The sequence below is a fragment of the Desulfosporosinus burensis genome, from assembly GCF_054657535.1.
Map to the genome: position 1 here is coordinate 327874 of NZ_BAAHYN010000004.1, position 18454 is coordinate 346327.

The 18454-nt window shown below is 45.1% G+C and carries 17 protein-coding genes, 2 tRNA genes and 2 other annotated features; all 19 genes read right to left on the reverse strand.

Going from position 1 to position 18454, the window contains the following annotated elements:
- Positions 1–89 precede the first annotated feature (89 nt).
- Complete coding sequence (locus tag ACYQ3Q_RS09015; RefSeq protein ID WP_459928324.1) at positions 90–344, reverse strand: L7Ae/L30e/S12e/Gadd45 family ribosomal protein; 255 nt, start codon at positions 342–344, stop codon at positions 90–92.
- 65 nt (positions 345–409) lie between these two features.
- Positions 410–3844, reverse strand: coding sequence for a DNA-directed RNA polymerase subunit beta' (gene rpoC / locus ACYQ3Q_RS09020; protein WP_459928235.1), 3435 nt, complete (start codon positions 3842–3844; stop codon positions 410–412).
- 26 nt (positions 3845–3870) lie between these two features.
- Positions 3871–7245 carry a DNA-directed RNA polymerase subunit beta gene (gene rpoB, locus ACYQ3Q_RS09025; RefSeq protein WP_459928236.1) on the reverse strand — a complete coding sequence of 1125 codons (3375 nt, stop codon included), beginning with the start codon at positions 7243–7245 and terminating at the stop codon, positions 3871–3873.
- A 370-nt stretch (positions 7246–7615) separates the two neighbouring features.
- Entirely contained in the window at positions 7616–7990 is a 375-nt protein-coding gene (gene rplL / locus ACYQ3Q_RS09030) for a 50S ribosomal protein L7/L12 (protein ID WP_459928237.1), read from the reverse strand.
- A 57-nt stretch (positions 7991–8047) separates the two neighbouring features.
- Complete coding sequence (rplJ, locus tag ACYQ3Q_RS09035; protein ID WP_459928238.1) at positions 8048–8575, reverse strand: 50S ribosomal protein L10; 528 nt, start codon at positions 8573–8575, stop codon at positions 8048–8050.
- 24 nt (positions 8576–8599) lie between these two features.
- Positions 8600–8732 (reverse strand) — a sequence feature (ribosomal protein L10 leader region).
- Positions 8733–8780: 48 nt separating this feature from the next.
- Positions 8781–9473: a 50S ribosomal protein L1 gene (gene rplA / locus ACYQ3Q_RS09040; RefSeq protein ID WP_459928239.1), complete on the reverse strand. Its 693-nt coding sequence runs from the start codon at positions 9471–9473 to the stop codon at positions 8781–8783.
- An 80-nt stretch (positions 9474–9553) separates the two neighbouring features.
- Positions 9554–9982, reverse strand: a complete 429-nt coding sequence (gene rplK / locus ACYQ3Q_RS09045) for a 50S ribosomal protein L11 (protein ID WP_034145784.1) — start codon at positions 9980–9982, stop codon at positions 9554–9556.
- A 32-nt stretch (positions 9983–10014) separates the two neighbouring features.
- Positions 10015–10542, reverse strand: coding sequence for a transcription termination/antitermination protein NusG (gene nusG / locus ACYQ3Q_RS09050; RefSeq protein WP_034145785.1), 528 nt, complete (start codon positions 10540–10542; stop codon positions 10015–10017).
- Positions 10543–10584: 42 nt separating this feature from the next.
- Positions 10585–10806, reverse strand: a complete 222-nt coding sequence (gene secE, locus ACYQ3Q_RS09055; RefSeq protein WP_459928240.1) for a preprotein translocase subunit SecE — start codon at positions 10804–10806, stop codon at positions 10585–10587.
- An 85-nt stretch (positions 10807–10891) separates the two neighbouring features.
- On the reverse strand, positions 10892–11041 hold the full coding sequence (gene rpmG / locus ACYQ3Q_RS09060) for a 50S ribosomal protein L33 (protein ID WP_014901220.1): 150 nt from the start codon (positions 11039–11041) through the stop codon (positions 10892–10894).
- Positions 11042–11263: 222 nt separating this feature from the next.
- A tRNA-Met gene (locus tag ACYQ3Q_RS09065) sits at positions 11264–11338 on the reverse strand.
- A 114-nt stretch (positions 11339–11452) separates the two neighbouring features.
- Positions 11453–11528: transfer RNA gene (locus tag ACYQ3Q_RS09070), tRNA-Thr, on the reverse strand.
- 108 nt (positions 11529–11636) lie between these two features.
- On the reverse strand, positions 11637–12287 hold the full coding sequence (gene sigH / locus ACYQ3Q_RS09075) for an RNA polymerase sporulation sigma factor SigH (protein ID WP_459928241.1): 651 nt from the start codon (positions 12285–12287) through the stop codon (positions 11637–11639).
- 301 nt (positions 12288–12588) lie between these two features.
- On the reverse strand, positions 12589–13359 hold the full coding sequence (gene rlmB, locus ACYQ3Q_RS09080) for a 23S rRNA (guanosine(2251)-2'-O)-methyltransferase RlmB (RefSeq protein ID WP_459928242.1): 771 nt from the start codon (positions 13357–13359) through the stop codon (positions 12589–12591).
- Positions 13356–14042, reverse strand: coding sequence for an FAD-dependent thymidylate synthase (gene thyX / locus ACYQ3Q_RS09085; RefSeq protein WP_459928243.1), 687 nt, complete (start codon positions 14040–14042; stop codon positions 13356–13358). Before thyX ends, rlmB begins: the two co-directional genes overlap by 4 nt.
- Before the next feature lie 22 nt (positions 14043–14064).
- Positions 14065–14481: a Mini-ribonuclease 3 gene (locus tag ACYQ3Q_RS09090; protein WP_459928244.1), complete on the reverse strand. Its 417-nt coding sequence runs from the start codon at positions 14479–14481 to the stop codon at positions 14065–14067.
- Positions 14482–14494: 13 nt separating this feature from the next.
- The gene (gene cysS, locus ACYQ3Q_RS09095) at positions 14495–15928 is read right to left on the reverse strand and encodes a cysteine--tRNA ligase (RefSeq protein ID WP_459928245.1); all 1434 of its coding nucleotides are present in this window, start codon (positions 15926–15928) and stop codon (positions 14495–14497) included.
- On the reverse strand, positions 15825–16568 hold the full coding sequence (gene cysE, locus ACYQ3Q_RS09100; RefSeq protein WP_459928325.1) for a serine O-acetyltransferase: 744 nt from the start codon (positions 16566–16568) through the stop codon (positions 15825–15827). The genes cysS and cysE overlap by 104 nt, the downstream gene beginning before the upstream one ends.
- Before the next feature lie 111 nt (positions 16569–16679).
- Positions 16680–16892 (reverse strand) — a binding site (T-box leader).
- A gap of 77 nt (positions 16893–16969) precedes the next feature.
- Positions 16970–18454, reverse strand: a complete 1485-nt coding sequence (gene gltX, locus ACYQ3Q_RS09105; protein WP_459928246.1) for a glutamate--tRNA ligase — start codon at positions 18452–18454, stop codon at positions 16970–16972.

Below are 18454 nucleotides of genomic sequence, written 5' to 3' on the forward strand. Positions count from 1 at the left end.
ATGAAATCAATATACAAGGAATTGCTTGCAGCAGCATTTTACAAGCAATTCCAAAATCCGCTTATGTGTTCAGCAATTAATTAAACGCTTTAAGATTCTTCTAAGATAGCCGCTACGGCTGTGCCCACTTCTATCCCACACGCTTTACCTAATTCCTTCATGGTAGGAACTTCAGTACGCTCGACATGATGATTATCACACCACTCAAGGATGGGTCGAAGGACATGCTTCTCAGCATCTTTAGCTATAAAAACACGTTTAACTCGCCCTTTTTCCAGGGCACGTTGAGTTTGTTTTAACCCAACTGTCTTCTTTTTGGCATGTTTGAAGGTTTCATCAAGCACCAAAATGCTTTCCCCCCTTAATCACACTATAGTAGTTTAGCATTTGAGGTCTAACGTGTCAATAATTAAGTCAGCTTAGATTCCAAAGTTTTAATATTTTGATACCTCGACATGCCCGTTCCAGCAGGGATTAATTTGCCGATGATCACATTCTCTTTCAGTCCGAGCAATGGATCGACCTTCCCTTTGATTGCCGCTTCTGTGAGAACACGGGTTGTCTCTTGGAAAGAGGCCGCCGAGAGGAATGAATCAGTTGCTAGAGAAGCTTTCGTAATTCCCAAAAGAACCGGATGAGCTACTGCAGGTTCTCCACCTCCAGCAATCGCCTTGGCGTTCTCGTCTTGGAAATCGAAGACATCGATCAGACCGCCTGGAAGTAAGGTTGTATCCCCGGCATCATCAATTTTTACCTTACGCAACATTTGCCGTACCATCACTTCGATATGCTTGTCGTTAATATCGACCCCCTGAAGTCGGTAGACACGTTGTACTTCGCCTAAAAGGTAGACTTGGACTCCGCGTTGACCTTTGACTTTGAGCATATCATGGGGATTGATGCTTCCTTCTGTTAACTCATCCCCTGCTTCAACCATCTGTCCTTCTTTAACGCAGAGGCGTGAGCCATAGGGAATTGTATAGATAATGTGCTCTTCTGTTTCAGTCAAGAGATCAACTTCACGCCGTCCCTTAACTTCACTGATGGATACCTTACCGATGGCTTCTGAAATGATCGCTTGCCCTTTTGGTTTACGAGCTTCGAACAGTTCTTCTACCCTAGGAAGACCTTGGGTTATATCATCCCCTGCTACCCCACCAGTATGGAAGGTACGCATTGTCAGCTGTGTTCCAGGCTCACCAATCGATTGTGCTGCGATAATCCCGACCGCCTCGCCCATCTCTACTGGTCGGCCGGTTGCAAGGTTACGTCCATAGCACTTCTTGCATACTCCATAGCGCGACTTACAGGTGAGAACGGAACGAATAATGGCTGAATCATTCGTGTTGGCAATTTCAATGGCCTGTTCTTCGGTTATTTCAGTGTCAGGTGTCGCCAGTACTTCGCCAGTCTCAGGATGGAGTAAGTTTTCAAGTACAAAGCGTCCTACAAGACGATCTACCAAAGGTTCGATGATTTCTGGACCATCTTTAATATCCTCTACCATAATGCCGGTTAAAGTTCCGCAGTCTTCTTCGCGAACAATCACATCTTGTGACACATCGACGAGACGACGGGTCAGATAACCTGAGTCAGCCGTTCTTAGAGCAGTATCCGCGAGACCTTTACGTGCACCGTGTGAAGAAATAAAGTACTCCAAGACTGTCAATCCCTCACGGAAATTTGCCTTAATTGGTAACTCAATAGTACGTCCAGACGGATCTGCCATGAGTCCCCGCATACCTGCTAATTGTCTGAGCTGTTGAATATTACCCCGGGCACCGGATGTCGCCATCATATAGACCGGGTTAAACTCATCAAGAGTATCCATCAAGGCTTGGGTTACTGTTTTAGTTGCTTTAGCCCAAGTATCGATGACCAAATTATAGCGTTCTTCGTTCGTAATCAGACCCCTGCGATATTGCTGCTCAGTTTTAGCCACCGCTAAGTCAGCCTTGCCGAGGATTTCTGTCTTTTCCTTGGGAACGGTAATGTCCGTCAAGCCGACGGTCATCCCCGCACGCGTAGAGAATTTGAATCCTTGGCTCTTCAATCCATCTAATAAGCTAGCCGTCGCTTCATATCCAGCCTTACGGTAGGTTTTGGCAACGATGTCGGCCAGACCTTTTTTACCGACCACTTCATTGAAGTAGCCTATTTGAGGAGGAATGACGGAATTGAAAATTAATCGTCCAACAGTCGTCTCTAATAGTTTCCCGTCGCGGCGAACTTTAATACTAGCCTGTAAGTGAACTGCTTTTGTATCATAAGCTAAAACTGCTTCATCATAATCTTTAAATATTTTTCCCTCTCCAAAAGCACCTGGTCGCTCCATCGTTAGATAATAGGATCCTAAGACCATATCCTGAGTTGGAGTAGCGACTGGTCGCCCATCTTTAGGGTTTAGAATGTTGTGTGCAGATAACATTAACAGCCTAGCTTCGGACTGGGCCTCTGCCGACAGCGGAACGTGAACTGCCATCTGATCTCCGTCAAAGTCCGCATTGTAGGCAGTACATACTAAGGGGTGAATCTGCAAGGCTCGACCCTCGACTAAGATTGGTTCGAAGGCCTGAATACCTAAGCGGTGAAGGGTTGGAGCACGATTCAAAAGAACCGGGTGATCGGTAATTACTTCCTCGAGCACATCCCACACTTCTGGTCGTACCCTCTCAACCATTCGTTTTGCACTTTTGATATTATGAGCATGTCCCTCATTGACCAGCTTTTTCATGACGAAGGGTTTGAAAAGTTCCAAAGCCATCTCTTTGGGAAGTCCACACTGATGGAGCTTAAGATTTGGTCCGACCACGATAACAGAACGACCTGAATAATCGACCCGTTTTCCTAAGAGGTTCTGCCGGAAACGCCCCTGTTTACCTTTTAACATATCACTTAAGGACTTAAGTGGACGGTTTCCTGGGCCCGTAACTGGACGTCCGCGACGGCCATTATCAATCAAGGCGTCAACTGCCTCTTGGAGCATCCGCTTCTCGTTTCTGACAATAATATCAGGCGCGCCAAGATCCAGAAGACGTTTTAGACGGTTATTTCTATTAATTACCCTGCGATAAAGGTCATTAAGGTCAGATGTAGCAAACCGCCCACCATCTAACTGAACCATAGGTCGCAATTCCGGCGGAATCACTGGTACAACATCCATGATCATCCAATCCGGACGGTTCCCAGATGACTTGAAAGCCTCGACAACCTCAAGCCGCCGAATTGCTCGAATCTTACGTTGACCAGAAACTTCTTTTAATTCTAAGCGCAGCTCGTCATTAAGTTTGTCTAAGTCCATCTCTTCAAGCAACTCTTTAACTGCTTCCGCTCCCATGCTTGCCTGGAAACGATCCCCGTATTTATCACGATATTCTCGATATTCAGTTTCTGTCAGAAGTTGTTTCTTCATCAAGGACGTATCGCCTGAATCTGTCACAATATAGGAGACAAAATACAGGACCTTTTCCAAGGCACGAGGAGACATATCCAAGAGTAATCCCATGCGACTCGGGATCCCTTTAAAATACCAAATATGAGATACCGGTGCAGCAAGTATGATGTGGCCCATCCGTTCACGACGAACCTTAGATCGGGTAACTTCTACTCCGCAACGATCACAGACAATGCCTTTATAGCGGACCCTTTTGTATTTTCCACAGTGACACTCCCAGTCTCGAGTTGGACCAAAAATCTTTTCACAAAACAACCCTTCTCGCTCGGGCTTTAAGGTCCGATAGTTAATCGTTTCAGGTTTCCTTACTTCTCCAAACGACCATTCACGAATCATATCGGGAGAAGCTAAGCCAATACGCATACGGTCGAAGTTATTGACGTCTAGCAATCCATATCGCTCCTTTCGTCCGGGGACTATTTGAGATCGCCAAGATCTATATCTTCGTCCTCTAGGACTTCCACATTTAATTCATCGAGCGGATCTTCATCGTCGACTGCGAGCTCTTCCTCCTCCTCTGGTTTACCAACTACGCGACTCGAGGGGAGTAAAAGTTCCTCATGTAAATCAATGCCAAGTTCCTTTGCGGTTTCCGTTATATCCTCATCGGTATCATGAATCTCAATTTCCCGATCATCTGACGCTAAGACTCTAACGTCAAGTCCCAAACTCTGCATTTCTTTGATCAAAACCTTAAAGGATTCGGGTATTCCTGGTTCAGGGATATTCTCTCCTTTAACGATCGCTTCATACGTCTTCACACGTCCTACAACGTCGTCCGATTTTACCGTTAGAATTTCTTGCAGAGTATATGCTGCTCCATAGGCCTCCAGTGCCCAAACTTCCATCTCTCCAAAGCGTTGGCCACCGAACTGCGCTTTACCACCTAACGGCTGCTGTGTCACGAGAGAGTAAGGACCTGTCGAACGGGCATGAATCTTATCGTCCACCAAATGGTGAAGCTTAAGCACATACATATAGCCCACTGTGATCTTGCTGTCGAAGGGATCTCCTGTACGACCATCGTACAGGACGGTCTTACCATCACTTGAAAGACCTGCTTTCTCCAAAGTTTCAAAAATATCATCTTCAGTGGCACCGTCAAAGACTGGGGTCGCGATTCGAATCCCTAGGGCCTTGGCCGCCCGACCGAGGTGAGTTTCTAAAACCTGACCGATATTCATTCGCGAAGGCACGCCTAGGGGATTGAGCACAATTTCAATCGGTGTACCATCCGGCATGAACGGCATATCCTCTTGACGCATGATTCTCGAAATAACCCCTTTGTTTCCATGGCGACCAGCTACCTTATCACCCACTGAGATTTTTCGCTTTTGAGCAATGTAAACGCGCACAAGTTGATTGACTCCTGGAGATAATTCATCGCCGTTTTCACGCGTAAAGACCTTCACATCGACAATTTTACCCGCTTCACCGTGCGGTACTCGCAAGGAAGTATCCCGTACTTCACGCGCTTTTTCTCCGAAAATTGCTCGGAGTAGACGCTCTTCTGCCGTTAACTCAGTTTCACCCTTAGGAGTAACTTTTCCGACTAAAATGTCTCCGGGACGAACTTCTGCTCCGATGCGTATAATTCCACGCTCGTCAAGATCTTTTAAAACATCTTCCCCGACGTTGGGGATGTCGCGTGTAATTTCCTCGGGTCCAAGTTTCGTATCCCGTGCGTCTGATTCATATTCTTCTATATGAATGGAAGTGTAATAATCCTCTCTGACGAGCTTTTCACTAATCAGGATTGCGTCCTCATAGTTATATCCTTCCCAAGTCATAAAGGCGACCAGAACATTACGCCCTAAGGCCAGTTCACCATGGTCTGTGGATGGCCCATCTGCGATGATCTGACTGGCCTCCACCACTTCCCCTTTCATAACAATGGGTCGCTGGTTAATGCAGGTCCCTTGGTTAGACCGTGAATATTTGAGGAGTTTATGTTTCTCGGTTGTACCATCTGCACGAAGGACAATAATCTCATCCGCAGTAGCTCGTTCCACAACTCCTGCTTGTTTGGTTATCGCACAAACACCAGAGTCTTTCGCTGTTTTATACTCCATGCCTGTACCGACGTAAGGAGAGTCCGTACGTAATAGTGGTACTGCCTGTCGTTGCATGTTAGAGCCCATTAGAGCCCGGTTGGCATCATCATGTTCGAGGAATGGAATAAGCGCGGTGGCGATGGATACCATTTGTTTAGGGGATACGTCCATGTAATCAACCTGATTCGGCGAGACATGAACAAAGTCAGGTCCATGACGACCGTCAATTTTTTCTCCTAAAAACTTACCGTCAGCATCTAGTGGTGCATTGGCCTGAGCTACGACATACTTTTCTTCCTCGTCAGCGGTTAAGTAATGGATCTCGTCTGTAACTCTGCCGTTCTCTTTATCCGCCATCCGGTATGGGGCTTCTATGAATCCATAGGGATTGATCCGTCCGAAGGTGCTTAGGCTACCAATCAAACCAATGTTTGGGCCCTCTGGTGTCTCTACAGGACACATCCTGCCATAATGGGAATGATGGACATCGCGCACTTCAAAACCTGCGCGCTCTCTGCTCAATCCTCCCGGTCCCAAGGCACTCAAGCGGCGTTTATGGGTTAATTCGGCCAAAGGATTTGTCTGGTCCATAAATTGAGATAGCTGGCTACTACCAAAAAACTCCTTGATTGCTGCCACAACAGGACGAATGTTGATTAAGACTTGAGGAGTAATGACCTCGACATCCTGAATCGTCATCCGTTCGCGCACGACACGTTCCATACGTGACAATCCAATACGAAATTGATTCTGAAGAAGTTCTCCTACCGAGCGCAACCTACGATTGCCCAAGTGGTCAATATCATCTTTAGAACCTTCTCCATTCATCAAGGCTAGCATCCGTTGGACGCTGGCTATGATGTCCCCACGCGTCAAGTGACGCACATCCATGGGTATATCCAAACCCAACTTTTTATTGAGTTTATAGCGGCCTACCTTCGCTAGATCATAGCGTTTGGCGTCAAAGAACAGCGCTTCCAAAAGTGAGCGCGCGCTGTCAACTGTCGGGGGTTCACCCGGCCTTAAGCGCTTGTAAATTTCGACCAAGGCTTCTTCGGTTGACTCTGAGTTATCTCTTTCTAAAGTTGCACGGATATATTCGTTATCATTAAATAACTCTAGTATTTGTCCGTTACTGGCATATCCTAAAGCTCGAATAAGGACAGTCCCCGGCAATTTCCGAGTCCGGTCAACCCTTACAAAGATATTATCGTTGATATCCGTTTCAAATTCTAGCCATGCCCCACGATTCGGAATTACCGTTGCTCCAAAGAGCTTCTTCCCGCTCGGATCAATTTGCTCAGCATAGTAGACTCCCGGTGATCTTACAAGTTGGCTGACAATAACCCGTTCGGCTCCATTGATAATAAAGGTGCCCTTGTCTGTCATCAACGGGAAATCCCCCATAAAGACTTCCTGTTCTTTTACTTCACCAGTTTCCTTGTTAATCAGACGTACCTTTACTCGCAGAGGTGCTGCAAAGGTAACATCACGTTCCTTGCATTCCTCCACCTGGTATTTAGCTTCTCCTAAGCTATAATCAACAAATTCCAAAACGAGATTGCCTGTGAAATCTTGAATCGGCGAAATATCGCGGAACATATCGCGCAACCCTTCATCAAGAAACCAACGATAGGAGTTCTGCTGGATTTCAATCAAATTTGGCATGTCTAGGACTTCTCGAATTCTGGAATAACTCCAGCGTTCTCTCGTCCCAACCTTAACAGGATAGAACATGTACGTTTCACCCCTCAGTGCGGTTTTCTCTCATTGAGGATAATATATTGACATATACAGCCAAAAGCAAGGCCTTAAAAAGAACCTCGCTTAACTGTTTATGATGTTCCACCATCATTCCGACAATTTCAAAGATAATGTCTCCTTATTATCTAATGCTTGCATTGATTGCCATACCATGGACTTATTACGTAATAAATTCCAATTATCCATAGTAACATTTATAAAGTATAACAAAATCAGAGTATGTTGTCAAGTAATTTCTAAGCTTCTTTTCGTTCAATTTACCATATTCTTTTGAAGTATTTTAATTGAATAAAACAAAGAAGAAGGTACCCTCCAAGAGAGAGTACCTTCTCTATTACTAAACTTACTTAACTTCTACAGTCGCACCAGCTTCAGTTAATTTAGCCTTTAAAGCTTCTGCTTCATCTTTGGAGATTTTCTCTTTGACTGCCTTTGGAGCATTGTCAACGAGATCTTTAGCTTCTTTGAGACCTAAGCCAGTTGCTTCACGTACTACTTTGATAACTCCAATTTTGGAAGCTCCACAGTTCATGAGCATAACGTCGAATTCGGTTTTCTCTTCAACTTCTTCAGCCACTGCAACTGCAGCCACACCAGCAACAGCTACAGGAGCAGCTGCACTTACACCAAATTCTACTTCGAATGCCTTTACGAGTTCGGATAATTCGAGGACAGTTAGACCTTTAACACTTTCGAGAATTTCATTTACTTTAGACATTTTTATTTCCCCCTTAATATTATGAAGCTTTTCTTATAAATTACTCAAACTATTAAATTATTGAGCTTCCTTGAGTTTGCGTACCTCTTCCAATGCGTATCCCATTTTTCGGATCGGCCCTTGGAGAACATTGACCATACCAACAAGAGGAGCCTGCATTCCGCGTAAAACCATAGTGAGCAGCACTTCGCGGGACGGTAGATCGGCTAGAGCTTTAACACCCTCAGGCCCAATTACTTTCCCTTCTAAGACACCAGCTTTAATTTGGAATTTCTTCAGTTTATTAACTTTGGCAAATTCCATTAACACTTTAGCTGGAGCGACAGGATCTGCACTAAAAGCTAGCGCTGTTGGCCCTTTAAGATAAGAATCGAGCCCTTCAACCCCTAGTTCATCAGCAGCACGACGCACGAGTGTATTTTTCATAACCCGATACTCTACTCCTGCTTGGCGCAGTTGAGAACGCAATTGCGTTACTTGGGCTACGGTCAGTCCACGATAATCTGCTAAGACAACCCCGGAAGCTTGCTGGAGCTTTTCCTTAATCTCCGAGACAACCAGACCTTTTTCTTCAAAATTAGGCATTCTGTGTACCTCCTTCCTTCTGATAAACTCATCAAAAAACCTCCGCTGTTGCAGAGGTTAAGAATGCCAAATAAGTATCTATCGGCTAGTCTTCCAACCTCGGCAGGACATTAAGCCTTACGGCACCTGCTTTCTACAGCGGACTTTATTTAAATCTTGGTAAGCATATCCTACTTGCAAAACAATGTCAAGAACCAAAAAACTATTAGAGTGCTTTCAGAGGGTTAATTCGTACACCAGGACCCATTGTCGAGGTGACTGTAACACTTCGAATAAACTGACCCTTAGCAGCAGAAGGCTTCGCTTTCACTAAAGTTTCCGCTAATGTACGGTAGTTCTCAAATAGTTGTTCCGTGCCAAACGATACTTTACCGATCGGAGCATGGATAATACCTGACTTTTCTGCGCGGTATTCAATCTTACCAGCTTTAATCTCTTTGATCGCACGAGTTACATCAGGGGTAACTGTTCCAGTTTTAGGGTTTGGCATAAGTCCTTTTGGTCCGAGAACTCGTCCCAATTTACCTACCATGCCCATCATGTCTGGAGTTGCAACAACGACTTCGAAGCCGAACCAACCTTGCTCGATCTTCGCAATCATATCCTCGGCTCCAACAAAATCTGCGCCAGCTAACTCTGCTTCCTTGGCTTTATCCCCTTTAGCAAATACCAAAACTGACCGGGTTTTACCCGTGCCATTCGGGAGCACAATTGCACCACGAATTTGTTGGTCTGCATGACGGGTATCAATACCTAATTTGAAGGCAACTTCAACTGTTTCGTCAAATTTCGCTTTTGCGTTAGCTTTCACAATTTCTATGGCCTCTGTGGGCTCATAGAGTGTCGCGCGTTCAAACGACTTAATAGCTTCCTGATACCTTTTTCCAACTTTAGCCATTCTTTTAACCTCCTAGTGGTAATGCGGGCTAAGCCCTCCCACAATTAATTTAGTCCTACTGTCAGAAGCATGAACTATCTTTAACCTTCAACGATATCGATACCCATACTTCGCGCCGTACCTTCAACCATGCGCATTGCTGCTTCGATACTTGCTGCGTTCAGATCCTTCATCTTAATATCCGCGATTTCGCGAACTTTTGATTTTGGAAGACTTGCAACTTTTTTACGATTTGGTTCAGCCGAGCCTGAATTGATGTTAGCCATTTTCTTCAATAGCACAGCGGCTGGTGGTGTTTTGGTAATAAAGGTAAAGGAGCGATCCTCATAGACTGTAATCTCAACCGGAATAATTAAGCCTGCTTGATCCTTTGTGCGCTCATTGTATTCTTTGCAGAAGCCCATAATATTGACTCCATGCTGACCTAGAGCCGGACCAACTGGAGGTGCCGGTGTCGCTTTTCCTGCTGTTATCGCTAATTTTACCATCCCAATTACTTTTTTCGCCATTGTCATTACACCTCCTTGATAGGATAATCTTATTAATCTAGTTTTTGAACTTGTGTGAATTCAAGTTCAACCGGAGTCTCTCGCCCAAACATGGATACTTCAACACGCAATTTCGCTTTGTCAGCAAGAATCTCGCGGACTACCCCAACAAAATCCTTAAAGGGACCTGCGATGACCTGGACACTTTGATTAATCTCAAATTCAATCCGAGTATGGATCTCATCCATTCCCATCTGTTGCAAAATCTTGATTACTTCAGTTTCCAGCAATGGAATCGGCTTAGTACCAGTTCCAACGAAGCCAGTTACACCAGGGGTATTACGCACTACATACCATGAATCATCAGTCATTTCCATTTCCACGAGTACATAACCCGGGTATACTTTACGCTTCGTAATTTTCTGCTTTCCGTTCTTGAACTCGATTTCATCTTCCATCGGAACAAGTACTCGGAAGATCTTTTCTTCCATGTTCATGGATTCGACTCGTTTTTCAAGATTCATCTTTACTTTGTTCTCATAGCCAGAGTACGTATGAATAACAAACCAATCTTTTGCCATTTCCCAGGGACCTCCTCAGACTCTGCCGCAGAAACTCGCCAGTTAGGGCAGCAGCTTGGTCAAGACCGCGCTTAGACCACTATCCACAATCCACATTAGAATGGATACAATCGTCACCGCTAAGAACACAACTCCTGTGTAGGTGAGCAATTGCATACGGCTTGGCCAATGAACCTTTTTTAACTCGCTCAAAACCCCGCGGAAATACTCCGCAGCCTTTTCCTTCTGACGCTGAGCATTAGCCGGTTTCTTCAACTCGCCCATCACTTCACATCCTTAACACGACATCGATGCCATCAACCAGTGACAACGCCTCCTGGCGTACCTTTAAACCATTGCAAAAAAAAAATTACTTGGTTTCCTTATGGAGAGTATGGCTTTTGCAGAACTTGCAAAACTTTTGAGCTTCCAAGCGATCAGGGTTATTTTTCTTATTCTTCATCGTAGCATAGTTACGGTGCTTGCAATCCGTACACGCTAATATAATGCCAACACGCATTCACGAACACCTCCCGGACAACGGTAGGACGCTGTATTTTAATCGGTTACTCAAAATACTTTATCATAAGACAATTCCACTGTCAAGAGAAAAGTCTTATAAAGAAAACTTGGCTGGTGCCGAGCTTCAGCGAAGGCGGCCGCCTTAGTTGCACTTATGCACTGGCAAAATTTTCCGATAAAGCGTATAACAAAAAAGACAGCCTTGCTGTCTAAGATTACTTGGTTGCGGGGGCCGGATTTGAACCGACGACCTTCGGGTTATGAGCCCGACGAGCTACCACTGCTCCACCCCGCGACGATCTTTGGCGATTGTACTAAGTGGCGTTTCGACATCCACTCATCCAGCAAAGTTACCATCCGGCATAAAAGCATCGATTGCGTCTTGACCCTACAATCCTCAAATTGTTGATGGAGCCAACGATGGGACTCGAACCCGCAACCTACTGATTACAAATCAGTTGCTCTACCAATTGAGCTACGTCGGCATTGTCCGTTGCAAAAGAATGATCTCTTTGCTAGATCATTCATCGCTAAGCACTATTGCAGTTTACCACTTATTAATACAGAATGCAAGTAATTTATTTTAGGTAAAATTATCCATCGCGTCGTTCGAGGTAACGCTCAAGTTTTCTCTTGACCCTCTGCAACGCGTTGTCAATCGACTTTACATGCCTCTTTAAATCTACTGCAATTTCCTGGTAAGACTTTCCTTCTAAGTAGGACATTAATACTTTCCATTCAAGCGAACTTAGGATTTCGCCCATTTTTTCCTCAATGTCGTCAAATTCTTCTCGACTAATAATGAGTTCTTCAGGATCTGTAATTCGAGTTCCCGATATCACATCAAGTAGAGTTCTGTCAGAATCTTCGTCATAAATGGGTTTGTTTAGGGATACATAGGAGTTTAGCGGAATATGCTTTTGCCTTGTTGCAGTTTTAATCGCCGTAATGATCTGACGAGTTATGCATAATTCGGCAAAGGCCCGAAAGGACGAGAGTTTGTCACCCCGAAAATCCCGGATTGCCTTATAGAGTCCAATCATACCCTCTTGGATAATATCTTCACGATCAGCTCCAATAAGAAAGTACGAACGTGCTTTTGCCCTAACAAAGTTTTTATATTTGTTAATTAAGTACTCTAGTGCTATAGCGTCGCCTTCCTTGGCAAGCTCAACTACCTCTTCATCCACGATTACGTCGATGATCTCGCACTCTGTTAGTTCTGATTGGGCTTGAAGAGTCAAAGTTGATCCCCCCTACAATGTCGTCAAGAAGAAGACGCTATCTCGCGTAGCCCTCGTCCACGAGAACATTATCATTATACTCGACCCTAAAGAAAAGCGTCAAGGCGAAGTTTTGGTTCTTCTGTCGCTATTAGCGAGGCTCAAGGCGCCAAGTCAGAAGATTGAGGCCCGGAGTTCTCTGCAAACGTAGCTATTCAGGGGCTTCGAGACACTAGGGGCTAAATTCAAGTTGGTATTGTTTGGAAGTTAAAGTTTTCAAAATCACACCTCACCCCGTGTTTCGTCCATCGCGCCTCGTGCTTTACCCCTCTTGCTTTACCCCTCGCGCTTCGCGCCTTGAACTTGCTCTTTGTCTAAGTACTTCATAAAGCATGATCGACCCTGCAACGCTAGCGTTTAAGGAACTGACCTTACCTTTCATAGGTATACTGACAATCTCGTCACAACTTTCTCGGAGTAAACGGCTGATACCTTTTCCCTCGCTGCCAATGACGATGACTCGAGAACCAGTGAGATCTGCTTCAAAAACAGCTTTTCCTCCTGCTTCTGCCCCAGATACCCAACACCCTCTCTTCTTCAAGTCTTTTAGTGTTTGAACCAAATTGCTAACTCGGGCCACTAGCACATGTTCCACTGCCCCTGCCGAGGTTTTGGCTACTGTACCTGTCAAGGTAACACTTCGACGTTTTGGAATAATCACCCCATGGGCCCCGACAGCGTCCACTGTTCTCAGCAATGCCCCCAAGTTATGGGGGTCTTCGATCTCATCAAGCATTAATATAAAGGGGTCCTCTTGCCGCTCCTCAGCCACGGCTAGGATATCCTCAATAGTGGCATACTCCCTTGCCGCGACATAAGCAAGCATTCCCTGGTGCCGTTCACGATTGGTCAAGCGGTCTAGAGTCTGACGGTCCACAAATTGATACGGAATATTTCGTTCATGCAGCAAAGCAACAATGTCTTGATTCCGCCCGCTGGGTCCTTCCGCAAGAAAGAGGACTTTATTAATGGGTTTTCCGCTTTTTAAAAGTTCTATCACGGGATTTTTTCCATAAACCATTTCGTCGTTCAAGTAGCTTCCTTCTTTCCTTCGAGGGTTTTTAATCTTCCGCAACTATAAGTACCCTGATGACAGACTCCCCTAGTGATGCAGGTTGGACCTGCTTCGCAGAAGAGATTTGGAGCTACCTCCCGAACTAACTCCAACATCTTTTCTGCCAAAGAACGAATCTCCCACTGAGCTCTTATACAGGTTCGATGTTCAAAGAAATTCAATAACGATCGGACGTTAAATGAAGCCATCAGAGAAGTGGTACAAGCGTTCGGTAAAACATAGCGTGCATCCTCGGCTGGCACGCAATTCAAAAGTTCCTGATAGTCCTCCTGTAGACGAGCCATAACCATCTCAAAACGTTCTAAGGCCTCCGGATTCCGTTTTACACTCGGTGGAATAACAAACTTAAATCCCTTCTCAGCGACATAGCGCTGAGAACGTTGAGAATAACTAGCAATTCGATGGCGCACAAGCTGATGAGATAGGGCTCTTGAAACGCCATCGATTGAAAATTGAAAACTCACATGTTCAAAAGGAGAAAGATGACCCATTTCCTGCAACTTTCGGACAAAACTTGCCACCCTATCATCGTCTAATTGATCTAATAAATCGGATACCGGGTCTGCTGAGTAACATAAGCGAGCAGCTGCAGCTACTACTTTCTCTGGATCTGGAGTGTGCTGAATTAGTTCTACCCTCATCGAAAGATTCCCCTCTCTCCTCTTACTTACTCTCCGAAGCGACGATGTCTTTCTCCGCTCCTTCATGAAGAAGAATCCTATCCACATGACTAAACGCCCATCCCATGCGCTCGCTTTGGCCGTTCAATTGCCAATAGCCCACCAGGCTTTCAAACGCAGTTGCATGACGATAAGTTACAACATCAACGTTTTTTGGATGCCCGCCCTTGGCATTTCGTCCGCGCAGAACGACTTGCTGTTCAACCTCGTTAAGCTCTGGCAAAAGAGCGTGTAAAACCCGAGCCTGAGTACTTGCACGCACATAGCTAACGGCCTGCTTATGAAGTTCCCTGACCTTTTCATGCCCCAGTTCTAATAAATGCGTACGAACCCAAAGCTCATAGACTGCATCTCCTAAATACGCTAGAGTTAAGGCATTCATTTCTTGCCAATTTCGCATACGTCACCTTTCACTACTTCTTAATTTGCCACCTGGCACCTTGTGGAGTATCTTCGATAAGGATACCCTTTTCCTTCAGTCCATCTCGAATAAAATCTGCCATTTCCCAATCTTTTTTCTGGCGAGATCGTGAACGAATCTGCAAAACGACCTCCATTACTTGAGCGAGCATTTCCTCGTTTTCGACGTGAACATTCTCAGGATGAAGTAAATCAAAGCCAAGTACCGCTCCAAGCTCTAATAGGGTCTTTTGAGCCTGTACCAATCCTTCCGAAGGGGCAGGATGTTCCTGAACATACCCATTCATTATCTTGGCTAATTCAAAGAGCGCGGCATAAGCCAAAGCTGAATTAAAGTCATCATCCATGGCCTTTTCAAACACTTCACGGGCATCCTTAGCCGCCTTCAATAATTCAGCTTGCGTTTGTTTGTTGTTAGATGAGCCTTCTCGATCCAAGACTTCTTGGGCCAAACGAACACTGGTTTGCAACCGCTCCAACCCTTTTTGGGCCATGACTAAGTTTTGCTCACTAAAGTCTAAGGGACTGCGATAATGCGTTCCCAGTAAATAAAAGCGAATAACTTCCCCCGTAGAATTTTCGAGCAACTCCCGGACTGTAAAAAAGTTCCCTAAGGATTTTGACATTTTTTCTTGATTAATGGTAAGAAAGGCATTATGCATCCAATAACGGGCGAAGGTCTGACCTTTCAGGTACCCTTCTGTTTGGGCAATCTCGTTTTCATGATGAGGGAAAGCTAGATCCTCTCCTCCACCGTGAATATCGAAGTCTGCTCCTAGATATTTTAAGGACATAGCAGTGCACTCAATGTGCCAACCTGGGCGTCCTTTACCCCACGGACTTTCCCAAGCCGGTTCTCCAGGCTTTGCCTTTTTCCAAAGTGCAAAGTCCATCGGATGGTGTTTTCGTTCATCCACCTCGACCCTTGCTCCAGCCTTCATATCCTCGAGGGTTCTCCCAGATAGTTTCCCGTAGTTCGGGAAATGATCCACCGCAAAGTAAACATCTCCCTCCACTTCATACCCTAACCCCGTATCGATAAGACCTTGAATGATCTCGATCATTTCTGGAATATGCTCTGTAGCCTTGGGGTGTATAGTCGCCGGAAGAAGATTTAAGGCTTGGGCATCCTTGAAATATTCGACAATATATTTCTGGCCTAAAGCCAGTGGTTCCATTCCTTCGACGTTCCCTCGTTGAATAATCTTATCATCCACATCCGTAAAGTTCTGTATGTAACGAACGTCGTAGCCTTTATACATAAAATAACGCCTAATCATGTCAAATACGACAAACATCCGCCCATTCCCAGCATGAAAATAGTTATACGTCGTCGGTCCGCAGACATACATTGCAACTTTGTTGCTCTCTCGTGGTTGAAACAGTTCCTTTTGGCGGGTCATTGTGTTGTATAATTTCAAAGACATTGTATCGACTCTCCTCCTTTAATCGTTGTTCTAAATATTCAACACGCTGCATCAAGCACCTTAGCATCTCATTCACTGGATCGGGTAGGTCATCATGTCTTAAATCCGGGTCTTTAATCGGAACCCCATGGTGCAGGACAATTCGGCCCGGAACCCCCACAACTGTTGTGTCACTTGGGACAGGTTTATTAACCACCGAACCTGCTCCGATTTTTACATTATCTCCAACTTTGAAAGAACCTAATACTCTGGCCCCTGCCCCAATCACCACATTATTTCCAATGGTCGGATGCCGCTTACCCTTCTCTTTACCGGTTCCACCTAAGGTTACTCCCTGGTATAAGGTAACGTTATCACCTACTTCCGCAGTTTCGCCGATGACCACCCCCGTGCCATGGTCAATAAAGAGACCTTGCCCGATCTTCGCACCCGGATGGATTTCAATCCCAGTCAGAAAGCGGGAGAGCTGAGAGATCATTCGCGGCAAGAGCACTAGATTACGCAGATACAACCAATGAGCCATTCGGTGAATAAGCACAGCATGAAACCCTGGATAACAGAATATAACCTCCCAAATACTTTTGGCTGCTGGATCACGCTCAAAAATAACTCGAATATCGCGCCTTATCTGCTGAAACATCTTGTCCACACCCTTTTCCTTCACAATATCCGATGGCTAACCGCAGAATCGTGGTTCGTAGTTCGTGATTCGAATATTGAATAAAATGAATACAAAAAGCGGAACCCTTCGTCCAGAGACGAAAGGTTCCGCGGTCCCACTCTGATTGAACGACCAGGTCGTTCCAGCTTATAACTTTAACGCAGTTACGACGGACCGGAATACTTCCCCTTCTTCCAATCAACTCCGAGACGCACTTCTAAAAATTCCTTGCAAATGGCTTCCACTATCCCATCCTCGCTTGTCGCAATTCCTTTTTGTACTCTTTCTCATCATCGCCTAAGACTCATTAAATTAATTATTTTAGAACTAATTTGTACCTATTATAGGGTAGTCTTTTATTGCTGTCAATCAATTACAGCCTAATTATTTGATGGAGGAAACTTCGACAAATAATGTGCCTTAGTCACTTCAATCCGTTTTAAGACGTTCTCGCGCCCCAACAATGGGATGACATCATAAAGTTCCGGTCCGTGTATCTGTCCGGTTAAAGCCACCCGCACTGGCATAAATACCAATTTGCCTCCAAGCTTTAACTCTTTGGTTATCTGCTTCAAGAGCGTTTTGACGTTCGCTCCAGAAAGTACATCCAATTCTAGTATTTTATCCTTGAATAAGGCCAAGACACTCGACACCTGCTCGCCCTTTAACACCTCCAAGGCTTCCCCTTCAGGACTAAGCGGCACATCCCCATGGAAATAATGTACGAATTCCTTGGCTTCTGCCATATAAGATATTTTCTCAGAGATGGCCCCAATAAAATCGTTAAACCACTGTTGTTGGTCCGCAGACCGCTCTCCGAGAGGACTAATACCCAATTCCTCTACATGAGGCAAAGCAAGCTCTGCCAACCGTTCTGGAGCAGTCTTTTTAATGTAATGAGAGTTGATGTAATTTAACTTATGTCGATCAAACACAGCAGGGCTCTTAGAAACTCGGTCTAGCGAAAACGCTTCTGTCAACTCGGCCAAGGTATAAAACTCTTCTTCTCCAGAAGGAGCCCAACCAAGAAGGGCAATAAAGTTGACAATCGCTTCCGGTAGATACCCTTTTTTCTGATAGTCTATGACGGCAGTATCCCCGTCGCGTTTGCTCATTTTCCCACCTTCCGTATTAAGAATGAGAGAAATATGCGCAAATTCAGGGGCGGGCAACCCCAAGGCTTGATAAATCAGAACTTGGCGTGGTGTATTCGATAGATGTTCCTCTCCACGAATAACATGCGTAATTTTCATGGTAAGATCATCGACCACCACCGCAAAATTATAGGTAGGTATCCCATCTGATTTAACAATGACGTAATCCCCAATTCCATCACTATCAAAAACAACATCCCCACGAACCTGATCAGAAATATGAATCGCTTGTCCTTCTGGCACACGGAATCGCACAACAGGTTTACGACCTTCAAGCTCCAGCGCTGCCCTCTGTTCAGGGGTTAATTGTCGACACTTGCCTAGATAACGCGGAGTTTCCCCTTTTGCTATTAAAGCCTGCCTTTCTTGTTCCAATTCCTCCTCGGAACAGTAGCAATAGTAAGCATTCCCACTAGCAATGAGCTTCTCGGTATACTCTTTGTAAAGTGCTAAACGATCTGTTTGGCGGTAAGGGCCATGTTCCCCACCCACCTCGATTCCCTCATCCCATTGGATATTTAACCAACGCAGTGCTTCCAAGATGTTATGCTCTGACTCTCTGCTGGAACGCTCTAAATCAGTGTCCTCACTTCGAACAATAAAAATCCCTTTATTTTTGCGTGCCCATAAATAATTGAATAAAGCCGATCTTGCCCCACCTATATGTAGTGGACCTGTTGGACTAGGTGCAAATCGAACGCGAATTCCCAT